This window comes from Celeribacter sp., assembly GCF_048270365.1.
GTDB lineage: Bacteria > Pseudomonadota > Alphaproteobacteria > Rhodobacterales > Rhodobacteraceae > Celeribacter.
Genome location: NZ_JBLWTA010000006.1, coordinates 59,108 through 80,353, shown reverse-complemented (window position 1 = coordinate 80,353; position 21,246 = coordinate 59,108). Strand labels below are relative to the sequence as shown.

13 protein-coding genes and 1 pseudogene are annotated in these 21,246 nt (G+C 61.3%); 9 read left to right on the top strand and 5 right to left on the bottom strand.

Annotation, left to right across the window (positions count from 1 at the left end):
• Nucleotides 1-5 precede the first annotated feature (5 nt).
• From rfbA to ACN0X0_RS09975, 3 genes and pseudogenes are all read right to left on the bottom strand, one after another.
• Nucleotides 6-890, bottom strand: a complete 885-nt coding sequence (rfbA, locus tag ACN0X0_RS09985) for a glucose-1-phosphate thymidylyltransferase RfbA (RefSeq protein WP_417279037.1) — start codon at nt 888-890, stop codon at nt 6-8.
• On the bottom strand, nt 887-1,735 hold the full coding sequence (gene rfbD, locus ACN0X0_RS09980) for a dTDP-4-dehydrorhamnose reductase (RefSeq protein WP_417279036.1): 849 nt from the start codon (nt 1,733-1,735) through the stop codon (nt 887-889). The genes rfbA and rfbD overlap by 4 nt, the downstream gene beginning before the upstream one ends.
• Nucleotides 1,732-2,475: pseudogene (locus ACN0X0_RS09975) on the bottom strand (GDP-mannose 4,6-dehydratase); the annotation flags it as partial. The gene rfbD and the pseudogene ACN0X0_RS09975, both read right to left, overlap by 4 nt.
• Nucleotides 2,476-2,504: 29 nt before the next feature.
• Between ACN0X0_RS09975 and ACN0X0_RS09970 the strand changes: the two are divergent.
• The 8 genes from ACN0X0_RS09970 to ACN0X0_RS09935 all read left to right on the top strand — a co-directional run bounded on the left by ACN0X0_RS09970 (nt 2,505) and on the right by ACN0X0_RS09935 (nt 16,133).
• Nucleotides 2,505-2,702: a hypothetical protein gene (locus ACN0X0_RS09970; RefSeq protein ID WP_417279035.1), complete on the top strand. Its 198-nt coding sequence runs from the start codon at nt 2,505-2,507 to the stop codon at nt 2,700-2,702.
• Nucleotides 2,703-3,113: 411 nt separating this feature from the next.
• Nucleotides 3,114-5,501 carry a glycogen/starch/alpha-glucan phosphorylase gene (locus tag ACN0X0_RS09965; protein ID WP_417279034.1) on the top strand — a complete coding sequence of 796 codons (2,388 nt, stop codon included), beginning with the start codon at nt 3,114-3,116 and terminating at the stop codon, nt 5,499-5,501.
• 61 nt (nt 5,502-5,562) lie between these two features.
• Nucleotides 5,563-7,773, top strand: a complete 2,211-nt coding sequence (gene glgB / locus ACN0X0_RS09960) for a 1,4-alpha-glucan branching protein GlgB (protein WP_417279033.1) — start codon at nt 5,563-5,565, stop codon at nt 7,771-7,773.
• A 30-nt stretch (nt 7,774-7,803) separates the two neighbouring features.
• Nucleotides 7,804-9,063: a glucose-1-phosphate adenylyltransferase gene (gene glgC / locus ACN0X0_RS09955; RefSeq protein WP_417279032.1), complete on the top strand. Its 1,260-nt coding sequence runs from the start codon at nt 7,804-7,806 to the stop codon at nt 9,061-9,063.
• A gap of 14 nt (nt 9,064-9,077) precedes the next feature.
• The gene (gene glgA, locus ACN0X0_RS09950) at nt 9,078-10,508 is read left to right on the top strand and encodes a glycogen synthase GlgA (RefSeq protein ID WP_417279158.1); all 1,431 of its coding nucleotides are present in this window, start codon (nt 9,078-9,080) and stop codon (nt 10,506-10,508) included.
• Nucleotides 10,505-12,592, top strand: coding sequence for a glycogen debranching protein GlgX (gene glgX / locus ACN0X0_RS09945; RefSeq protein ID WP_417279031.1), 2,088 nt, complete (start codon nt 10,505-10,507; stop codon nt 12,590-12,592). The genes glgA and glgX overlap by 4 nt, the downstream gene beginning before the upstream one ends.
• On the top strand, nt 12,585-14,474 hold the full coding sequence (malQ, locus tag ACN0X0_RS09940; protein ID WP_417279030.1) for a 4-alpha-glucanotransferase: 1,890 nt from the start codon (nt 12,585-12,587) through the stop codon (nt 14,472-14,474). The genes glgX and malQ overlap by 8 nt, the downstream gene beginning before the upstream one ends.
• A gap of 27 nt (nt 14,475-14,501) precedes the next feature.
• Complete coding sequence (locus ACN0X0_RS09935; protein WP_417279029.1) at nt 14,502-16,133, top strand: alpha-D-glucose phosphate-specific phosphoglucomutase; 1,632 nt, start codon at nt 14,502-14,504, stop codon at nt 16,131-16,133.
• Nucleotides 16,134-16,237: 104 nt separating this feature from the next.
• Here ACN0X0_RS09935 and ACN0X0_RS09930 read toward each other — a convergent pair whose 3' ends face one another.
• The gene (locus ACN0X0_RS09930; RefSeq protein ID WP_417279028.1) at nt 16,238-17,557 is read right to left on the bottom strand and encodes an Nramp family divalent metal transporter; all 1,320 of its coding nucleotides are present in this window, start codon (nt 17,555-17,557) and stop codon (nt 16,238-16,240) included.
• A gap of 94 nt (nt 17,558-17,651) precedes the next feature.
• On the opposite strand from ACN0X0_RS09930, the gene mntR reads away from it, so the two are divergent.
• Nucleotides 17,652-18,062, top strand: a complete 411-nt coding sequence (gene mntR, locus ACN0X0_RS09925) for a manganese-binding transcriptional regulator MntR (protein ID WP_417279027.1) — start codon at nt 17,652-17,654, stop codon at nt 18,060-18,062.
• A gap of 65 nt (nt 18,063-18,127) precedes the next feature.
• Here the strand turns inward: mntR and ACN0X0_RS09920 are convergent, their stop codons facing one another.
• Nucleotides 18,128-21,235: an efflux RND transporter permease subunit gene (locus ACN0X0_RS09920; protein WP_417279026.1), complete on the bottom strand. Its 3,108-nt coding sequence runs from the start codon at nt 21,233-21,235 to the stop codon at nt 18,128-18,130.
• Nucleotides 21,236-21,246: the final 11 nt, after the last annotated feature.

Sequence of the window (21,246 nt, the reverse complement as noted above, 5' to 3'; positions counted from 1 at the left end):
GAGGCTCAGACCTTCTTCTGGCTCATCAGCGTTTTGAGATATGTGCCATAGGCGGTTTTCTGGAACATCTCGGCATGTTTCGCCATCTGCGCGTCGTCGATCCAGCCCTGGGTATAGGCAATCTCTTCGGGACAGCCTGATTGCATCCCCTGACGCAGCGCCAGTGTTCGAACGAAGTTGCCCGCGTCCAACAGCGAGCCATGGGTGCCGGTGTCGAGCCACGCATAGCCACGCCCCATGCGTTCCACGGACAACGTGCCGTCTTTGAGATAGCTTTCCAAAAGCGTGACGATCTCCAATTCGCCCCGCGCAGAGGGTTTGACCTCCCGCGCCCGACGCGGCGCATCGCCGTCGAGGAAATAAAGCCCGGTGACGGCGTAATTCGACGGCGGCACCTCGGGCTTCTCAACGATCTCCTCGACCCGGCCGTCGCGGTCGAATTTCACCACGCCGTAGCGCTCGGGGTCGGCGACGTGATAGCCAAAGACTGTGCCGCCCGTGCCGCGCGCATCTGCGGCGGCCAGCATTTCCGGCAGGCCGTGACCGAAAAAGATATTGTCGCCCAGAACCATCGCAGAAGGCGCACCATCGAGGAAGTTCTCTGCCAAGAGATAGGCCTGCGCCAGCCCGTCGGGGGAGGGCTGTGCGATATAGGTGAGCGACAAGCCCCATTGGCTGCCGTCGCCCAAAAGATGTTGGAACTGGTGCTGATCTTCGGGCGTGGTGATCACCGCGATCTCGCGAATGCCCGCCAGCATCAGGACCGACAAGGGATAGTAGATCATCGGCTTGTCATAGACCGGCATGAGCTGTTTCGACACCGCCATGGTCAATGGATAAAGCCGCGTGCCGGAGCCGCCTGCGAGGATAATGCCTTTGCGGTCGGTCATTTTTGCACCTCAAGATCGCTGAGCACCAGAGCCAGCTCTTCGCGCCAGTCGGGGCGCGGGATGCCAAAGACGGCCTCGGTCGTGCGACAGTCGAGGCGGCTGTTGGCGGGGCGGGCGGCAGGCGTCGGGTAGTCGCAGCTTGGGATGTCCTGCACGGCGATGTATTTGCCGCTTTGGGCGAAAATCTCGCGGGCGAAGTCGGCCCAGCTCACATCCGGCGTGCCGCTGAAATGATAGGTTCCGGCCACGCCCTCGTCCCGTTTCAACCGCTCGGCGATGGCGACACAGGTATGCGCGATGGCACGCGCAGAGGTCGGGCCGCCGATCTGATCGGCAACCACCGTCAGACTGTCGCGGGTCTCTGCGAGGCGCAGCATGGTTTTGACGAAGTTGTTACCGTGCGCCGAGAACACCCAAGACGTGCGCAGGATCGCAAAGGCACCGCGCGCCGCGCGCACGCCGTCTTCGCCCGCAAGTTTTGTGCGACCATATGCGCCCAAAGGCCCGGTCGGATGATCCGGCGCAAAACCGGTCTCGCCCGCGCCGTCAAACACGTAATCCGTCGAAATTTGCACGAAAGGAATGCCCAGCTCGGCACAGGCCTCGGCCATGGCGGTGGGGGCGGCGGCGTTGATCAGATGGGCGAGGTCTTCTTCCTCTTCGGCCTTGTCCACGGCGGTGTAGGCGGCGGCATTGATCACCGCATCGGGTTTGAGATCCCGAATTTTTTGCGCGCAGGACGCGGGGTCGCTCAGATCGGCCTCCGCGCGGCCCAGGAATGTGGCCTTGGGCAGGAGCCGCGCAAGCTCTGTCGCCACCTGTCCGGATTTGCCGAAAACAATCATGCCTTTACTCCCAAACGTTCCCCGACGCCGTGGCGATTTTGCAGCGCGCGCCACCACGCTTCGTTGTCGAGATACCACTCCACCGTCTGCCGCAGGCCCTGCTCGACCGTCACGGAAGGGCGCCAGCCAAGCTCGTCGCGGATGCGGGTCGGATCAATCGCGTAGCGCGCGTCATGGCCGGGGCGGTCGGTGACAAAGGTGATCTGATCGGCGTAGGACCCGGTGTCCTTCGGGCGCTTTTCATCGAGAATGGCGCAGAGCGTTTGCACCAGCTCAAGATTGCTCCGCTCGTTCTCGCCACCGATGTTGTAACTGCGCCCGATCTCGCCTTTTTCCACCACGAGCAAAAGCGCGTCGGCGTGATCCTCGACATAGAGCCAGTCGCGAATGTTGGACCCGTCGCCGTAGATCGGCAGCGGCTTGCCGGCCAAAGCGTTGAGGATGATCACCGGGATCAGTTTTTCGGGGAAATGATAGGGCCCGTAATTGTTCGAGCAATTGGTCAAGACCACGGGCAGCCCGTAGGTCTCATGCCATGCACGCACCAGATGGTCCGAGCTGGCTTTCGACGCCGAATAGGGCGTGTCTTCGGTGAATTGCACGGATTTGTCGGCAGGCAGAGAGCCGAACACCTCGTCGGTGGAGATGTGATGAAAGCGGAACGCCTCAGGCTTGCGCGCATCCACCGCCACGTCGAAAATCCGACCCCGGCCACAGCGCACGAGCTTGCCCTGCGCATGCGGTGGGCTTTGCTGTGCTGGGAGGCAAGATGATCACACGGCGCAAGCGGCGCGTGATGGGGGCCAAATACGACCGGCTCTGGGCCGAGACCCGCGCTTTGCCGATCTCGCGTCTGCTCTGGCCGCTGTCCTCGAAGGTGATCCTGCGTCTTTTGGTGGGGATTTTGCTCTATGGCGGTTTGATCATGGCCCACGGGCCGGTGATCGGCGTCAGCCCGCTGTTTTGAGGCGAAGACCCGCCTGATATTCGAAAGCGCCTGCATAAAACATTCATACTCTGCGCCTAAAGCGTTTCTACATAAACCTGAGTCAGGTTTGAGCAGAAACGCAGTACAGCGTCAAAGCGGAGCGGGCATTTCGACTTTATGTGATAACTCAAGTTAAAGTCGAAACGCTTTAGGAAGGGGGAGAGGAAAGACGATGCGGCGGGTTTTGGCCGAGATCAATGCACATCTGCTGCGGGAACAGGCGATGTCCGGGCGCAGATGTCTTCAAATGTTCGATTAGGATGCAAATGCCGCACCGCAGCCAGAAAACGAAGAGGGCCACCTTGCCATAGCGAAACTTTAGGTCTTAGCTGGTGAGGAAACAGTGTCTTACGAGTGTTCTCCCCCTCTCTTTTAGTCATAAGGTGATCCATGGTGCGAACTGCCCAGACCCCGAATTTCCGCGACGCCCTTCTTCAACATCTCACCTACACGATGGGCAAGGACCCGGAGCATGCGCAGTTCTTCGATTGGCGGATGGCCTTGAGCCATGCGATCCGCGACCGGATTGTCGACACCTGGGTCGCCTCGACGCGCAAGACCTACGAAGAGGACGGCAAACGGGTCTATTACCTGTCGATGGAATTCCTGATCGGGCGGCTTTTGGAAGACGGGATTTTCAACCTCGATATGGTCGAAGAGGTGAAAGAGGCGCTTGAGAGCTTCGGCATGGACATGCGCACCATTCTGGATGACGAACCGGATGCGGCGCTTGGGAATGGCGGGCTTGGGAGGCTTGCGGCCTGTTTCCTCGACAGCCTCTCGACGCTGGGCTGTCCGGCCTATGGCTATGGCATCCGCTACGAGAACGGGCTGTTCAAACAGAGCTTTGTCGAGGGCCGTCAGGTCGAAAGCCCGGAGACCTGGCTCCAGGAGCCGCACCCGTGGGAATTCGAGCGCCCGGAAGTGCGCATCAACATCGGGTTCGGTGGCGATGTCGCCTATGAGAATGGCAAGCCGATCTGGCGTCCCTCCGAGATGATTCAGGCCGAAGCCTTTGACACCCCCATCGTCGGCTGGCAGGGACGCTGGGCCAACACGCTGCGCCTCTGGTCGGGCCGCGCGGTCGATCCCTTTGATCTGGACCTGTTCAACTCCGGCGATTTTGCCGCAGCTTCCGAACACGAGGCGCTGGCGCGGACCATCTCGCGCGTGCTCTACCCGGAGGACAGCAACGAAGCGGGCAAGGAGCTGCGCCTCAAGCAGGAATATTTCTTCTCCGCCGCCTCGATCCGCGACATCCTGCGCCGTTTTGACAGCCATCATAACGATTTGAAACTGCTGCCGAAAAAGATCGCGATCCAGCTCAACGACACGCATCCGGCGATTGCCGGGCCAGAGTTGCTCCGCATCCTGCATGACGAACGGGGCCTGTCCTTCGAAGAGGCGCTTGAGATCGTGCATGGCTGTATCAACTACACCAACCACACGCTTCTGCCGGAGGCTTTGGAGCGGTGGGACGAGCGCCTGTTCGGGCGTCTTTTGCCGCGTCACATCGACATCATCAACCGCATCGATGACGCCCATTACCGCGCCAATCCGCACCGCACGCTCTCGTCGCGCTCCGACGGTCAGGTCAAGATGGGCGAGCTGTCCTTCATCATGGCCAACAAGGTGAACGGCGTCTCCGCGCTGCACTCCGATCTGATGAAAAAGACTGTGTTCAAGGAACTCAATGCGCTGCACCCCGAGCGGATCGTCAATCAGACCAACGGCGTGACCCCGCGCCGCTGGCTGCATTCTTGCAATCCGGGTCTCTCGGGGCTGATCACGGAGACCATCGGTAGAGAGTGGATTGCGGATCTTGAGCAGTTGAAAAAGCTGGAACCCGCCATTGAGGACGCGGGCTGGCTCGACCGGTTCATGGGCGTGAAATCCGCCAATAAAGCCGCGCTTTGCGACTATGTGGCGGAGGCGCATGGCCTCAAACTCAACCCCGACGCCATGTTCGACATCCAGATCAAGCGGATGCACGAATACAAACGCCAGCACCTCAATATCTTGGAGACCATCGCCCATTGGCAGGAAATCAAGGACAACCCGAACGCCGATTGGGCGCCGCGGGTCAAGATTTTCGCGGGCAAGGCGGCGCAGGGCTATTACTTTGCAAAAGACATCATCCGGCTGATCAACGACGTCGCCAAACTGGTCAACTCTGATGCCGCGACGCGCGATGTGTTGCAGGTCGTGTTCCTGCCGAACTACAACGTCACGCTGGCCGAACGTCTGGTGCCTGCCGCCGATCTGTCTGAACAAATCTCGACAGCAGGCAAGGAGGCCTCCGGCACCGGCAATATGAAATTTGCGCTGAATGGCGCGCCCACCATCGGGACGCTCGATGGCGCCAATGTGGAAATTCGCGACCATGTCGGCGAAGAGAATTTCTTTCTTTTCGGCATGTTGGCCGATGAGGTCATGCAGCGCCGGATGATCCACGATCACGCGCAACAGGCGATCCATGCCGACCCGCGTCTGGGCCGCGCTTTGCAGGCGCTCAGAGACGGCACCTTCAGCCCCGAAGATCCGGGCCGCTACACCCATATCGCCGACAATCTGACCTGGTCGGATTACTTCCTCGTCTGCTCCGATTTCACCGACTATTGGCGCGCCCAACGGGAGGTGGACAAAGCCTATCTGGACCCCAAATCCTGGGCCAAAATGGCGGCTCTGAACACCGCGCGCTCGGGCTGGTTCTCCTCTGATCGCACAATCCGCGGTTACATGTGCGATATTTGGGGAGCTGAAAGTCTTCTTACGTAAAATCAAAGGATTGTGCGGGGGTCCGAATCCTTTAAGCTTGCCGTGAACAAAGGAATTTCGCATGGCTCCGGCACAAGATCACGACTTTGCAGACGCGAAGACATTGTCTCAGATGTGTGAGGGGCGTTTCGACGATCCCTTCGCCATTTTGGGGCCGCACAAAAAGGGCCGGGTGCGGTTTGTGACCGCCTTCGATCCGGGCGCAGAGGAGATCACCGCGCTCTCAGACGGCAAACGCTATCCGCTGGCGCCGGTGACCGGCTACGCGGGGCTGTTCCACGGCAAAGTCTCTGGCACCAAACCCTACCTGCTCGAAGGGCGGCACGGCTCGGTGATCTGGACCATCGAGGACGCCTATCGGTTTGGTCCTGTTCTGGGCGAGATCGACGAATACCTTCTGGGCGAGGGCACGCATCACCACATCTGGAAGTCGCTTGGCGCCCATGTGATGGAACATGAAGGCGCGGAAGGCACGCATTTCGCGGTCTGGGCGCCCAACGCGCGGCGCGTCTCTTTGGTGGGCGATTTCAACGCCTGGGACGGACGCCGTCACGTGATGCGCCGTCGCGGCGCCACAGGCGTGTGGGAGATTTTCATGCCCGGCGTCGGCGAGGGTACGGCCTATAAGTTCGAGGTGATCGGCGCTTACGGCGAGGTGCATCTCAAGGCCGACCCCGTCGGTTTTGGCAGCCAGCACCCGCCGGAAACGGCCTCCGTGGTGCGCGACATCAAGGGGTACGGCTGGTCCGATGACACCTGGCTTGAGACCCGCCAATCGGTGCAGACCCGCGACAAGCCGATCTCGATCTACGAGGTGCAGCTTGGGTCGTGGAAGCACAAGGAAAACGCTTACGGCGGCGCGCGCCCGATCTCTTACAAAGAGGCGGCGGTGGAGCTGGTGGGTTACGCCAAAGACATGGGCTTCACCCATATCGAGCTGATGCCGATCTCGGAATATCCCTTTGACGGCTCCTGGGGCTATCAACCCGTGGGGCTTTTCGCGCCCACCGTGCGTTTCGGTCCGCCGCATGAGTTCCGCGATCTGGTGAACGCGGCGCATGAGGCGGGGCTTGGCATCCTGATCGACTGGGTGCCGGGGCATTTCCCGACGGACAGCCATGGGTTAGGGCAATTCGACGGCACGGCTTTGTACGAACATGCCGACCCGCGCGAGGGCTTCCATCAGGATTGGAACACGCTGATCTACAACTATGGCCGCACGGAGGTGGCCAATTTCCTGACTTCCAACGCACTCTATTGGTTCGAGGAATATCACATCGACGGGCTGCGTGTGGATGCGGTCGCCTCGATGATCTACCGCGATTATTCGCGCGAAGAGGGCCAGTGGATCCCGAACGCCCAAGGCGGGCGCGAGAATTTCGAAGCCATCTCGATGCTGCAAACCATGAACACGCTGACCTATGGCGAGGTGCCGGGGATCATGACCGTGGCCGAGGAAAGCACGGCCTATGCGGGTGTCTCCGCGCCGGTGGAGACGGGCGGGCTTGGGTTCGGGTTCAAATGGAACATGGGCTGGATGAACGATACGCTGGACTACATGTCCCGCGAGCCGATCCACCGCAAATATCACCACCACCAGATGACCTTTGGCCTGCATTACGCCTTCTCCGAGAATTTCATCCTGCCGATCAGCCACGACGAAGTGGTCCATGGCAAGAAATCCATGCTCTCGAAAATGCCGGGGGATGAATGGGAGAAATTCGCCAACCTGCGCGCTTACTACGGCTTTATGTGGGCGCATCCGGGCAAGAAGCTTTTGTTCATGGGGCAGGAATTCGCCCAATGGCAGGAGTGGAACCATGAGAAAGAGATCGAATGGGGCTGTTTGGGCTATCATATGCATGAGGGCGTCCAAAGCCTCGTGCGCGATCTGAACCATCTCTATCAGGGCACGCCCGCGCTTTACGCCAAAGATTGCGAAGGCGACGGGTTCCAGTGGATCGAGGCCAACGATGCCGAGGCGTCGATCTATGCCTGGGTCCGGCGCGGCAAACCGGGCGATCCTGAGGTGGTCGTGGTCTGCAATTTCACGCCGGTGGAGCGCATGGCCTACAAACTCGGCTTCCCGATGGAAGGCCGCTGGCAGGAGGCGCTGAACTCGGATTCAGAGAACTACGGCGGCGGCGGGCGCGGCAATATGGGCGGGGTCACCGCCACGCGTGAGGATCAGGACTGGCAGGGCCAACCTGCCGCGGCCACGATTTGCGTGCCGCCGCTCTCGACATTGATTTTTATTAAGGATGGGGCGTGACCCGTCAGGGACACGTGAGAGGAGAAACAGATGCCACATACGCGCAATAGGCTCTCTGGTCGCACCGTCGCCTTCGTGCTCGCGGGCGGACGCGGCTCGCGGCTCAAGGAGTTGACCAACGAACGGGTGAAACCCGCCGTCTATTTCGGCGGCAAGAACCGGATCGTCGATTTCGCGCTCTCGAACGCGCTGAATTCCGGCATTCGCAAGATGGCGATCGCCACGCAGTATAAGGCGCATTCGCTCATTCGCCACATCCAGCGCGGCTGGACGTTCTTCCGCGCCGAGCGCAACGAATTTCTCGACATCCTGCCCGCGTCCCAACGTTACGAGGAAAGCACCTGGTATCGCGGCACGGCGGATGCGGTGGCGCAAAACATCGACATCATCGACAGTTACGACGTGGATTACATCCTGATCCTCGCGGGCGACCACATCTATAAAATGGATTATGAAATCATGATCCGCCAGCATGTGGACACCGGCGCGGATGTCACCGTCGGCTGCCTCACAGTGGACCGCAAAGAGGCCTCGGCCTTTGGCGTCATGGGCGTCGACGAGAAGGACCGTATCACGACGTTTCTGGAAAAACCCGCCGATCCACCCGCCATTCCGGGCGATGAGACGAAATCTCTGGCCTCGATGGGCATCTATGTCTTCAACTGGAAATTCCTGCGCGAACGCCTGCTCGAAGATATGGAAGACCCGCATTCAAGCCACGATTTCGGCAACGATCTGATCCCCGAACTGGTCTCGAAAGGCAAGGCGCAGGCACATCGTTTCACTGACAGTTGCGTGCGCCACCCGGATGCGCCCGCCTATTGGCGCGACGTGGGTACGATTGATGCCTATTGGAAGGCCAATATCGACCTGACCGATTTCACCCCGGAACTGGATATGTGGGACAAAGAGTGGCCGATCTGGACCTATTCGGAGAACACGCCGCCTGCGAAATTCATCCACGACCGGCCTGACCGCCGCGGCTCTGCGGTGAGTTCCATGGTCTCGGGCGGCTGCATCATCTCGGGGACGGAAATCCGCGAAAGCCTGTTGTTCACCCATGTGATGACCAATTCCTATTCTTCGCTGGAACGCGCTGTCGTCTTGCCAAAGGCCTATATTTCGCGGCATTGCCGGTTGAAAAACGTGGTCATTGATCGCGGCGTGCATGTGCCCGAGGGCCTCGTCGTAGGCGAGGACCCGGAGGTCGATGCCAAGTGGTTCCGCGTCTCGCCCGGTGGCGTGACGCTGATCACCCAAGAGATGATCGACGCGAGGGCCAGAGGATAATGGCGACCGAAGCGATGATCCGCGTTCTCTCTGTCACGTCCGAATGTGTGCCGCTGGTGAAAACCGGCGGCTTGGCCGATGTGGCGGGGGCTTTGCCCGGCGCTTTGGCGCCTCTGGGCGTCGAGATGCGCACGCTTTTGCCGGGCTACCGCACCGTTTTGGAGGCGCAGCCCGAGGCCGAAACCGTCTTCGAGGTCTGGGACCTCTTCGGCGGTTTTGCCCGCATCCGACGTGGCACGCTAGGCGATCAGGTGCTCTACATCTTGGATGCGCCGCATCTCTATGACCGCGACGGCTCGCTTTACATCGGTCCCGATGGGCACGACTGGGGCGACAATGCGCAACGCTTTGCCGCGCTCTCTCTGGCCGCCACGATGATCGCCGCGCATGGCATCGAAGACTGGGTCCCGCAGGCGATCCATATGCACGATTGGCAGGCGGGTCTGACGCCCATTTACCTGCGCGAACTGGGCGCCGCCGAGCGGGTCAAAACGCTGATGACCATCCACAACGTCGCCTTTCAGGGCTGTTTCGGCGCTGATATGATCGCGACGCTGGGCCTGCCGCCGCAGGGGTTCACCGAGGGCGGCTATGAATATTGGGGGCAAATCTCGACGCTGAAAGCCGGGATCATGACCTCGACCAAGGTGACGACCGTCTCGCCGACCTATGCGCGCGAGCTGATGGATGGGGCGTTCGGTCTGGGGATGGAGGGCGTTCTGGCTTCTCGTGGAGCGGATTTTTCCGGCATTCTCAACGGGATCGACCTCGATCTCTGGAAGCCCTCCTACAAATCGCCCAAGGGCAAGGACAAACACAAGGCCGCGCTGCGTGAGGAATTACACCTGCCGGACAGTGACGGTCCCCTGTGTGTGGTGATCTCGCGGCTGACTGGGCAAAAGGGCTTTGATCTCTTGCTTGAGGCGCTGCCGAGCCTGTTGGAGCAGGGCGGTCAACTGGCGCTTTTGGGCTCGGGCGAGCCGCATTTCGAGGCCGCATTTCGCAATGCCGCAGAGAAATATCCGGGCGTCGCCGTGCGCATCGGTTATGACGAAGCCTTCGCGCGCCGTCTCATCGAAGGCGGTGATGCGATCCTCGTGCCCTCGCGCTTTGAGCCCTGTGGTCTGACCCAGATGTACGGGTTGCGGTTCGGGACGATCCCGGTGGTGACGCTCACCGGCGGGCTGGCCGACACGGTGATCAACGCCAATCCTGCCGCGCTTTCGGCGGGCGTGGCAACCGGTCTGCAAGTCTATCCGCTGACCAAAGAGGCGCTTTCGATGGGGCTGACCCGGCTTTGCGATCTTTACCGCGACAAAGACGTCTGGTCGCAGATGATGAAAAACGCCATGGCGCAACCGGTCGGTTGGGACACCTCGGCCAAGGCCTATGCGGCGCTCTTCCAACAGATGGTTGAGAACGATAGCGAGGACGCCCGCGCATGAGTTCTTTGACGATCCTCGGCGGCCATGCCGCGCCTTTGGGTGCGACGTTTGATGGCGAGGGCGTCAATTTTGCGGTCTTCTCCGAACATGCCCACCGCATCACGCTTTGCCTCTTTTCGCCGGACGGGCGGGTGGAAACGCATCGCCTCGATCTGCCGGAACGTGATGGCGATGTCTGGCACGGCTATGTGCCGGGGTTGCGTCCCGGTCAGCTCTACGGGCTGCGCGCCGACGGGCCCTATGCGCCCTATGAGGGGCATCGGTTCAACTACAACAAGCTGTTGCTCGACCCCTACGCCAAACGGCTGACCCGGCATCTCGACTGGCATGACGCGGTGATGGGCTACAAGGTCGGGGACAAAGAGGTCGATCTGTCCTTCGATAAACGCGATTCCGCGCGTTACATGCCGCGCTGTGTGGTCGAGGATGTGCTCTTTGCCTGGGGTCGGGACAAGGCGCCGCGCACGTCGACCTCGAAATCGGTGATCTACGAGGCCCATGTCAAAGGCCTGACGCAGCTCCACCCGGATGTGCAGCACAAGGGCAAATTTCTGGGTCTCGCCTCTGATGCGATCCTCGATCATCTGGTGAAACTCGGCGTCACGGCGATCGAACTTTTGCCCGCGCAGGCCTTTTTGAATGACCGCTTTCTCGTCGAGAAGGGCCTCGTGAATTACTGGGGCTATCAAACGCTTGGCTTCTTCGCGCCCGATCCGCGCTACCTTGCTCACGACCAGATCGCCGAGTTCCAACACATGGTCGCGCGGCTGCATTCCGCGAATATCGAAGTGATCATGGATGTGGTCTACAACCACACGGGCGAGGGCAACGAATTAGGCCCGACTTTGTCGTTTCGCGGCCTCGACAACCGAAGCTATTACCGCCTCGCCGAAAATCCGCGCCATTACATCAATGACACCGGCACCGGCAACACGCTCAACATCGACCATCCGATGGTGCTGCGGATGGTGTTGGACAGCTTGCGGTATTGGGTCGAGGAAATGCATGTCGATGGCTTCCGTTTCGATCTTTGCACCACTTTGGGGCGCACACCGACCGGGTTTGACCGGGGCGCCAGTTTTTTCGATGCGATCCGTCAGGACCCGGTGCTGACCCGCGTGAAACTCATCGCCGAGCCTTGGGACATCGGCCCCGGTGGCTACCGGGTGGGGGGCTTTCCGCCGCCGTTTCTGGAATGGAACGACAAGTTTCGCGATGGTATCCGGCGGTTCTGGCGCGGGGACGCGGGGCATGTTGCAGTGCTGGCCGACCGCATCACCGGATCTGCGCTGCAATTCGACCATTCGGGGCGGCCCGCCACAAGTTCCGTCAATTTCGTCACCGCGCACGACGGGTTCACGCTCACGGATGTGGTCAGCTACACCCAGAAACACAATGAGGCCAATGGCGAGGGCAATCGCGACGGCCATGGTGACAACGCCTCGGACAATATGGGCGTCGAAGGCCCCACCGACGATCCCGCGATCCTTGCGGCCCGCGCGCAACGGCGGCGCAACCTCTTGGCGACCGTGATGTTTTCGCAAGGCACGCCGATGCTTTTGGCCGGTGACGAGTTGGGCAACAGCCAAAAGGGCAACAACAACGCCTATTGTCAGGACAATGAGATCGGCTGGATCGACTGGTCGCAATCCGATCCCGAATTCCTCGATTTCGTGCGCCGCCTGATCGCGTTCCGGCGTGAACACCCGATCCTGCGTCAAAAACGGTTCCTGCACGCCCGAGAACGTATCGTGGACGGTATCGAGGATCTGTTCTGGTGGCGGGCCAATGGCGCGCCGATGACGGATGCCGATTGGGCCTGGTCCGATCTGAAAACACTTTGCGTCGAAATGCGGATCGCCTCGGGCACGCCGGCCTATGCGCAGCGCGAAGAGGCTTTGTTCCTGATTTTCAACCGTGGCCCTGCGGTGCCTGTCCAGCTTCCGGCCTGCCCGGATGGGCGGCGCTGGCGGCTTTGGATCGACACAGCGCACCTGGAGATCGACGGCGAAGTGGTCGACGCGACGATACAGGCCGCCTGCGAGAGCACATTGGTTCTGGAACTGGAGGCCTATAATGACTGATCTGCGCCTCGAATTGGCCTATGCCCGTGGCATTCACGCCAATTATTACGACCAGATGGGGGTCTATCATGAGACCTCCGTGGAGACCGCGGTGGCGCTTCTGGGCGCGCTGGGGATCAAGGCCGACACGGAGGCCGAGGCCCGCGCGCATCTCGACGCGGGCGACGCTTGGCTGCCGTGGGACATCGTGTTCGAGGCGGGGACAAAGCCCTGGGTCGACATCGGTGAGGCCGCGTGGCGGCTCAGCTTTGAAGACGGCACAAAGACCGAGGGGCGGGGGGCTGGAAGCCTGCCGGTGGTGCCTTTGGGCATCCATCACCTCTTGGCCGATCTGCCGCATGGCACCCAGCGGATCACGCTTTTGGCCGCGCCTGCGACCATTCCCTTGCCGGAGCGCGCCTGGGGCATGACCGTGCCGCTTTATGCGCTTTCTCCCGAGGGCATCGGTTCCTATGACGACCTTCTGCCCTTGGTGCAGGGGCTTGGCGAAAGAGGCGGCAGTTTTCTGGGCATGAATCCGGTGCATGCGGGGTTTCCCGCCGATCCCGGCCTCTTTAGCCCCTATACGCCGTCGCATCGTCGCCGTCTCAATGTGCTGCATCTGAAGACCTCTGGCGGGGCGTCTGACCCTCTTGTCGACTATGAAAACGACGGCCCGGCGCGGCTCGGGGCGCTGCGCGAGGCGTTTGAAAAGGACAAGGCTTCCAAAGCGTTCACGGCCTATCTTGAGGCCGAGGGGCGGTCCTTGGAAACCTTTGCCCTGCATCAGGCGCTGTCGGATCGCTTCGGGCCATTCTGGTCGGGTTGGCCGGAGGCCTATCAGGACCCCGAAAGCGCGGAGTGCACCGCCGCGCGGGCCGAGTTGCAAGTCGAGATCGGCTTTCACAGCTGGCTGCAATGGCGGGCCGAGGCGGCCCTCACAGAGGCGCAGGCGCAGGCCAAAGCGGCGGGGATGACCCATGGGCTTTATGTCGATCTGGCGGTCGGCACCCATCCGCATGGCGCCGAAACCTGGGAAGATCGCGACAGCTTTGCCTTTGGGGCGTCCTTGGGCGCGCCGCCCGATGCGTTCTCATCCGAGGGGCAGAACTGGGGCCTCGCACCGTTCAATCCGATCACGCTTCGGGACAAGGCTTATGCGCCTTTGGCGGAAACCTTCGCGCGGCAACTGCGCGTTTCCGGCATGCTGCGGGTCGATCACATCCTTGGGTTTGAGCGCACTTTTTGGGTGCCGCAAAACGCGCCCGGCTCCTATGTGACCATGCCGCGGGATTCCATGCTCGCGGTTGCCCGGATCGAAGCGGCGCGTGGCAATGGCGGCGCGGGCGGGATCATCATTGGCGAGGATCTGGGCAATATCCCCGATGGCTTGCGCGATGCGCTGGCGGGGTCGGGGGTCTTGGGCTGTCGCGTGGCGATGTTTGAGCGCTGGCAATGGGACGACCCGGAATTCAAACCGCCGCAGGATTATGACGAGGCAGCGATTGCTTCGTTTTCGACCCATGATCTGCCGACCTGGATGGGCTGGCGTCAAGGCGCCGACATCACGGCGCGCGCCCGCATCGGCAGCCTCGACAATGCCCAGACCTCGCAAGATCAGGGTCACCGCGCCCGCGAGGTCGAGGCGCTTGATAGGCTTTTGCCCGAGGTGGGACTGAGCACCGGTCAGGATGCGCTGCATGGCTTTTTGGCCCGCACGCCCTCGCGCCTTGTCGCCGTGCAAGCCGAAGTGATTCTTGATATGGTGGATCAACAGAACCTGCCGGGGACCACCAGTGAATACCCAAATTGGCGGCTCAGGCTGCCGGGCGGCGCCAAGGCGCTGGCCAAACATAAGAAACTGGATCGCGTGGCCGAGATCATGCGCCAGAACGACCGATAAAAAGACCGAAGAGAGGAACAACACGCCATGACCCGCCAAGTGGTTGCCACGACCCCCATCGAAGGCCAGAAACCCGGCACCTCCGGGCTGCGCAAGAAAACGCCTGTCTTCATGCAGCCGCATTACCTCGAAAACTTCGTTCAGGCGATTTTCAACGGCACGGGCGGCGCAGAGGACAAGACCTATGTTTTGGGCGGGGACGGGCGCTATTTCAACGAACGCGCCGCTCAGGTGATCCTGCGCATGGCGGCGGCCAATGGCGCGAAAAAGGTCATCATCGGCCAGAATGCGCTTTTGTCCACGCCGGCGGCTTCGAACCTCATTCGCACGCGCGGCACGGACGGTGGCATCATCATGTCCGCCTCGCACAATCCGGGCGGCCCGACCGAAGATTTCGGCGTCAAGTTTAACACCGCGAACGGTGGCCCGGCGGCGGAGAATATCACCCAGCGTATTTTCGAAGAGACGCAGAGCCTGAGTGAATATGCGATCTGCGAGGCGCAGGATGTCGACTTGTCGAAACTGGGCGTGACGACGATCTTTGGCATGGAGGTTGAGGTGATCGACCCGGTCGCGGATTATCATCTGATGATGGAAGAAATCTTTGATTTCGAAGCGATCCGCGATCTGTTTGCCTCCGGCTTTACGCTTCGGTTCGATGCGATGCATGCGATCACCGGGCCTTATGCCAAAGCCATTCTCGAGGGCTCTTTGGGGGCGCCCGAGGGATCGGTCGTCAACGCCGTGCCTTTGCCGGATTTCGGCGGCGGACACCCGGACCCGAACCCGATCTGGGCCAAGGAGCTGATGGATCTGATGTTCTCGTCGGATGCGCCCGACTTTGGCGCGGCCTCGGACGGCGATGGAGATCGCAACATGATCGTCGGCCGCAACGCCTATGTCACGCCCTCGGACAGCCTCGCCGTTCTGGCCGCCAACGCCTCTCTGGTGCCTGGCTACAAGGACGGGCTTAAGGGCGTGGCGCGCTCCATGCCGACGTCCCGCGCGCTGGACCGTGTGGCCCATGCCGCTGGGATCGAATGCTATGAGACGCCGACGGGGTGGAAATTCTTCGGCAACCTTTTGGATGCGGGGCGCGCGACGCTTTGTGGTGAGGAAAGTGCGGGCACAGGCTCGGATCACGTGCGCGAAAAAGACGGGCTTTGGGCCGTGCTCTTTTGGCTCAACGTGCTGGCCGCGCGCGATCAAAGCGTGGCCGAGATCATGGCCGATCACTGGGCCAAATTCGGGCGCAACTACTATTCGCGCCATGATTACGAGGCGGTGGACAGCGATGCGGCCAATGGTTTGATGGACGCGCTGCGGACGCGTCTGCCGAACCTGCCGGGGCGGGTGATCGAGGGGATGACCATCGAGACCGCCGATGAGTTCGCCTATGACGATCCGGTCGATGGCTCGCGCTCCGAAGGCCAGGGCATTCGCATCCTCTTCACCGACGGCGGGCGCATCGTGTTCCGCCTGTCGGGCACGGGCACCGAGGGCGCGACGATCCGGGTCTATCTGGAGAGGGTCGAAACCAAGGCGGCGGCGTTGCAGGACAACCCGCAGAACGCGCTGTCGGGGATCATCTCGGCGGCGGATAAGCTGGCGGAAATTCGCAGCCGCACCGGGCGCAATGCGCCCGACGTCATAACATGAGCGCAACGCGCCCGACGTCATAACATGAGCGCAATGCATCGGATGTGATCACCTGATGTGAGCGACAGAGAAGGATTGAAGGCCGGGGATCGTCCCGGCCTTTTTTAATTTGCGAGGAAGGGAATGGGCAGGCCAAAGGTCTCGGCCAACAACACGAAGTTGAGGCCCAAAACCGCGCAGGCGCCCAAGACGGCCAGCACGCGCAACACCGGCCCGATCCGAAACGCGCCCATCACGTCGCGACGCGCCGAGAAATACAAGAGCGCCAGCATCGGCACGGGTAGGGCGATGGAGAGCACGACCTGCGACATCACCAAAGCTTCGGTGGCGTTCACCCCCATGGCGACCACGGCAAAGGCGGGGACCATGGTGATCAGACGTCGAAGCCAGATCGGGATGCGGATGTGCAGGAAGCCTTGCATGATCATCTGACCGGCCATGGTGCCCACCACCGACGAAGAAATGCCCGAAGCAATCAGCGAGGTCAGGAAAATCGCGGCGGCGGCGGCGCCCAAAAGCGGCGTGAGCGTATGGTAGGCGGTCTCGATCTCGGCCACCTCGGAATGGCCTTGGTGAAAGGCGCTGGCGGCCATCATCACCATGGCCATATTGACCATGCCAGCAACGGCAAGGGCCAGTACCACCTCAGTGTTGGAATAGCTCAACACGCGCCGCCGGTCATTGTCGTCCCGCATTACGGCGCGCGATTGCGTCAGGCCGGAGTGCAGGTAGATCGCGTGGGGCATCACGGTCGCACCGATGATGCCAACGGCGATGGTCAGCGCCGCCGCATCGGGCAGATTGGGCGTCACAAGACCGGTCGCCGTGGCGCCCCAATCGATGGGGGCGATGAGAATTTCGGCGAGATAACAGAGGCCAATGAGACCGACCATGGCGCCGATGATCAACTCCATCGGACGAAACCCGCGGCCCTCGAAAATCAGGATGCCATAGGTCACAATCGCGGTGATCCCCATGCCGATGATCAGCGGCAGGTTGAACAATAGCGCCAAACCAATCGCTCCCCCCAGAAATTCCGCGAGATCGGTGGCCATCGCGGCCACCTCGCTCACCGCCCACATCACCCAGACCAGAGGCCGGGGCAGGTGATCGCGGGACAGCTCGGCGAGGTTCTTGCCGGTGACGATGCCAAGCCGCGCAGAGAGCGCCTGAAACAGCATGGCGATGAGGTTGGCGAGGAGCACGATCCACAGAAGCGTATAGCCATACCCCGCGCCGGCCTGAATGTTCGTCGCGTAATTGCCGGGGTCCATATAGGCGACAGAGGCGATGATCGCAGGACCGGCAAAAAGCAGACGGCTGCGCCAGCCGTGGCGTTGTCCGGTGAGGACGGCGGTGATGCCGTTTTGGGTTCTGCGCGTCAGGTCTTGGCGGCTTGTGGGGTGCCGTGTGGAGTTTTGCATCGGACTCACATCTATTGCCTAATGGATGATATATAGCCTATGCTATATTAAAATCAATCGAAGTTTTCGCAAGTGCAGCAAAAGGGGAGAGGCGATGACAGACATGGATCAGGCGGATCGCTTTGCCCGCGCGCGGGAGGCGCAATCCGTGGCCCTCATCGAGGATTACGTCGAGATGATCGGCGATCTGATCGCGGAGCTGGGCGAGGCGCGGGTGGCGGACATCGCCGAACGCATGGGCGTGGCGCAACCGACCGCGACCAAGGCGATTGCGCGGCTCAAACGCGACGGCTTTGCCACCGCGCGGCCTTACCGCGGCGTCTTCCTGACCGAAGAGGGCGCAGAGCTGGCCGACCGGGTGCGGACGCGGCACCGCACCGTGGTGGCGCTTTTGAGGGCGGTGGGCGTGCCCGAGGACGTGGCGGAGCTTGATGCCGAAGGGATCGAACATCACGTCTCGGAACAATCGCTCAAAGCCTTTGAGCGGTTTTTGAAACGCCAATAAGCACAGGATCAGAAACGAAAAAGGCCGGGCATTGTGCCCGGCCTTTTGTTGTTTTGTGGTGCGGATCAGGCCAGTTTCTTTTTGCTGCCGAAGATCTTGGTGATGATCACAAAGAACAGCGGCACGAAAAGGATGCCCAGAACCGTGCCGGTGATGGTGCCGCCGAGCACGGCTGCGCCCACGGCCATCCGGCCACCGGCGCCTGCGCCCGTGGACAGAACCAGCGGCACAACGCCCAAGGAGAAGGCCATGGAGGTCATGACGATCGGGCGGAAACGCTGTTTCGCGGCGGTCAGCACAGACTCAAGTAGATCATGCCCGGCCTCAACCTGTTCTTTTGCGAACTCGACGATCAGAATGGCGTTCTTGCCGGTCAGACCGATCACGGTCAAAAGACCCACTTGGAAGAACACACCGTTCTGGAAGCCGAAATGCCAGGCGGTGAAGAGCGTGCCCAAGATCCCCACCGGCATGGCGAGCATGACGGAGAAGGGGATCGCCCAGCTTTCATAAAGCGCCGCGAGACAGAAGAAGATCGCAGCCAGTGAGAGCATGTAGAGCATTGGCGCCTGCGAGCCGGATTCACGTTCCTCGAGCGACAGGCCGGTCCAGGCGACCGAAAAGTTGCCGGGGATTTGCGCCACGAGGCTCTCGATTTCGGCCATGGCTTCGCCGGTGGAGACGCCCGGGGCAGGGGAGCCCTGAATCTGCATCGACGGCGTGCCGTTGTAGCGGTTCAGACCCTGCGGACCGTAGATCCAGCGCTCGGAGGTGAAGTTCGAGAACGGCACCAACTCGCCGGAGCTGTTGCGGACCCGCCATTTCTGCAAGTCACTCGGGGTCGCCCGGGACTCGGCCTCACCCTGCACATAGACGCGCTTGGTGCGGCCCTGGTCGTTGAAGTCGTTGACGTAGGAGCCAGCCATCGCGATCGACAAGGTGTTGCCGACCTCGGAGGGATCAACCCCCATGGCACCTGCCGCACGCCAGTCGATGTCCAGTTTGAACTGGGTCGCATCCTCAAGACCCGAGGGGCGCACAGAGGCGATCAGCGGGCTTTGTGTGGCCATGCCCAAAAGCTGGTTGCGGGCGTCCAAAAGCTGTTCGTGGCTCTGACCGGCCGGGGCCTGAAGATAGAAGTCAAAGCCCGAGACGTTGCCCAGTTCGATCACCGCAGGCGGCACGATGGGGAAGGCCATGGCTTCTTGGATGCCCATCATCGCCGGGAAGGCACGACCCGCCATGGCTTGCACGGATTGCTGCGCTTCGGGGCGTTCCTCCCAGTCCTTGAGACGCACAAAGGCGAGGCCGTTGTTTTGTCCCACACCGGCGAAGGAGAAGCCGACGACGGAGAAGACCGAGTCCACATTGTCGCTCTCGGCGGAGAGGAAATAGTCGCGGAGCTGATCGGTGGCGGCCTGAGTGTTCTCTGCGGTCGAGCCCGACGGGCCCTGCACGAGCGTCATCATGATGCCCTGATCCTCATCGGGCAAAAAGCCCGTGGGGGTCTGCATGAACAGCCAGACGATGCCACCGCCCATGAGGGCATAGACCGCCACCATGCGCAGCGGACGGCGGATGATGTAGCCGACCGTACCGCCGTAGCCGCCGGAGAGCTTGTCGAAGGCCTTGTTGAACCAGCCGAACGGGCCGCGCGCCGTGTGATGCACGTCCTTGCCGCGCAGAAGCGTCGCACAGAGCGCGGGCGTCAGCGTCAAGGCCACCAGCACGGAGAGCATCATCGCGGAGACGATGGTGATCGAGAACTGGCGATAGATCACGCCGGTGGAGCCGCCGAAGAAGGCCATGGGCACGAACACGGCGGAAAGCACAAGTGCGATGCCGACCAATGCGCCGGTGATCTGGCCCATGGATTTCTTGGTCGCTTCACGGGGCCCGAGGCCCTCTTCTTCCATGATGCGTTCGACGTTTTCCACCACCACGATGGCGTCATCGACCAACAGACCGATGGCCAGCACCATGGCGAGCATCGTAAGGACGTTGATCGAGAACCCGAAGGCCGAGAGGATCGCGAAGGTGCCGAGGATCACGACCGGCACGGCGAGCGTCGGAATGAGCGTCGCGCGCAGGTTTTGCAGGAACAGAAGCATCACGAAGAACACCAGGATGATGGCTTCGATCAGGGTTTTCTGCACCTCGTGAATCGAGATCTCGATGAAGGGTGTGGTGTCGTAAGGGATCACATAGGTCATGCCCTCGGGGAAATATTCGGCATATTCCTCGACCATCTCGCGCACACGGTGTGAAGTGTCGAGCGCGTTGGCGCCCGGTGCCAGCTGGATCGCCATGCCGGAGGCCGGTTTGCCGTTATATTCCGCGATGGTCATGTAGTTCTCCGCGCCGACTTCGACACGGGCCACATCTTCGAGCAGCACAAGCCCGCCGCCCTGTTCCGAGCGCAGGATGATGTTGCGGAAATCTTCCGGGGTCTCCAAGAGGGACTGCGCCGTGATCGTGGCGGTAAAGGCCTGACCGTCAGGCGACGGCATGGAGCCGAAAGAGCCAGCGGAAATCTGTGCGTTATAGCCGGAGATTGCACCGGTCACATCCGTCGGCGTCATGTCAAACGCGGCAAGTTTCGACGGATCGAGCCAGATGCGCATGGCGTATTTCGCGCCAAACACCTGTGTGCCACCCACGCCTTCGATCCGGCTGAAGGCATCCACGAGGTTGGAGTTCAGATAGTCCGAGAGGTCGGACTGATCCATGCTGCCGTCCTCGGAAATCACCCCGATCACCATGAGGAAGCCGGCGGAGGATTTCTGCACCGTCACACCCTGACGTTGCACCGCATCGGGCAGCAAAGCTGTGGCCTGTGACAGTTTGTTCTGCACCTGCACCTGCGCGATGTCCGGGTCGGTGCCGGTCTCAAAGGTCAGCGTGATCGAGGCCGAGCCAGAGGAGGTCGAGCTGGAGGACATGTAGCGCATGCCATCGAGACCCGTCATCTGTTGTTCGATGATTTGGGTCACGGTGTTCGCCACGGTTTCCGCCGACGCCCCCGGATAGGTGGCGTTGACGGACACGGAGGGCGGTGCGATCTGCGGATATTGCGCCACGGGCAGGGTGAAGATCGACAAGACGCCGATCCCCATGATCAAGATAGAAATCACCCAGGCAAAGACCGGGCGGTCGATGAAAAAACGAGCCATATTATCAGGTC

What these genes read in the sequence shown, in the direction of transcription:
- glgB (WP_417279033.1), top strand. Translation starts at nt 5,563, where the DNA reads ATGGCTCCGGCACAAGATCACGACTTTGCAGACGCGAAGACATTGTCT.
- glgC (WP_417279032.1), top strand. Translation starts at nt 7,804, where the DNA reads ATGCCACATACGCGCAATAGGCTCTCTGGTCGCACCGTCGCCTTCGTG.
- malQ (WP_417279030.1), top strand. Translation starts at nt 12,585, where the DNA reads ATGACTGATCTGCGCCTCGAATTGGCCTATGCCCGTGGCATTCACGCC.
- glgX (WP_417279031.1), top strand. Translation starts at nt 10,505, where the DNA reads ATGAGTTCTTTGACGATCCTCGGCGGCCATGCCGCGCCTTTGGGTGCG.
- rfbD (WP_417279036.1), bottom strand. Translation starts at nt 1,735, where the DNA reads ATGATTGTTTTCGGCAAATCCGGACAGGTGGCGACAGAGCTTGCGCGG.
- mntR (WP_417279027.1), top strand. Translation starts at nt 17,652, where the DNA reads ATGACAGACATGGATCAGGCGGATCGCTTTGCCCGCGCGCGGGAGGCG.
- ACN0X0_RS09935 (WP_417279029.1), top strand. Translation starts at nt 14,502, where the DNA reads ATGACCCGCCAAGTGGTTGCCACGACCCCCATCGAAGGCCAGAAACCC.
- glgA (WP_417279158.1), top strand. Translation starts at nt 9,078, where the DNA reads ATGATCCGCGTTCTCTCTGTCACGTCCGAATGTGTGCCGCTGGTGAAA.
- rfbA (WP_417279037.1), bottom strand. Translation starts at nt 890, where the DNA reads ATGACCGACCGCAAAGGCATTATCCTCGCAGGCGGCTCCGGCACGCGG.
- ACN0X0_RS09920 (WP_417279026.1), bottom strand. Translation starts at nt 21,235, where the DNA reads ATGGCTCGTTTTTTCATCGACCGCCCGGTCTTTGCCTGGGTGATTTCT.
- ACN0X0_RS09930 (WP_417279028.1), bottom strand. Translation starts at nt 17,557, where the DNA reads ATGCAAAACTCCACACGGCACCCCACAAGCCGCCAAGACCTGACGCGC.
- ACN0X0_RS09965 (WP_417279034.1), top strand. Translation starts at nt 3,114, where the DNA reads ATGGTGCGAACTGCCCAGACCCCGAATTTCCGCGACGCCCTTCTTCAA.
- ACN0X0_RS09970 (WP_417279035.1), top strand. Translation starts at nt 2,505, where the DNA reads ATGATCACACGGCGCAAGCGGCGCGTGATGGGGGCCAAATACGACCGG.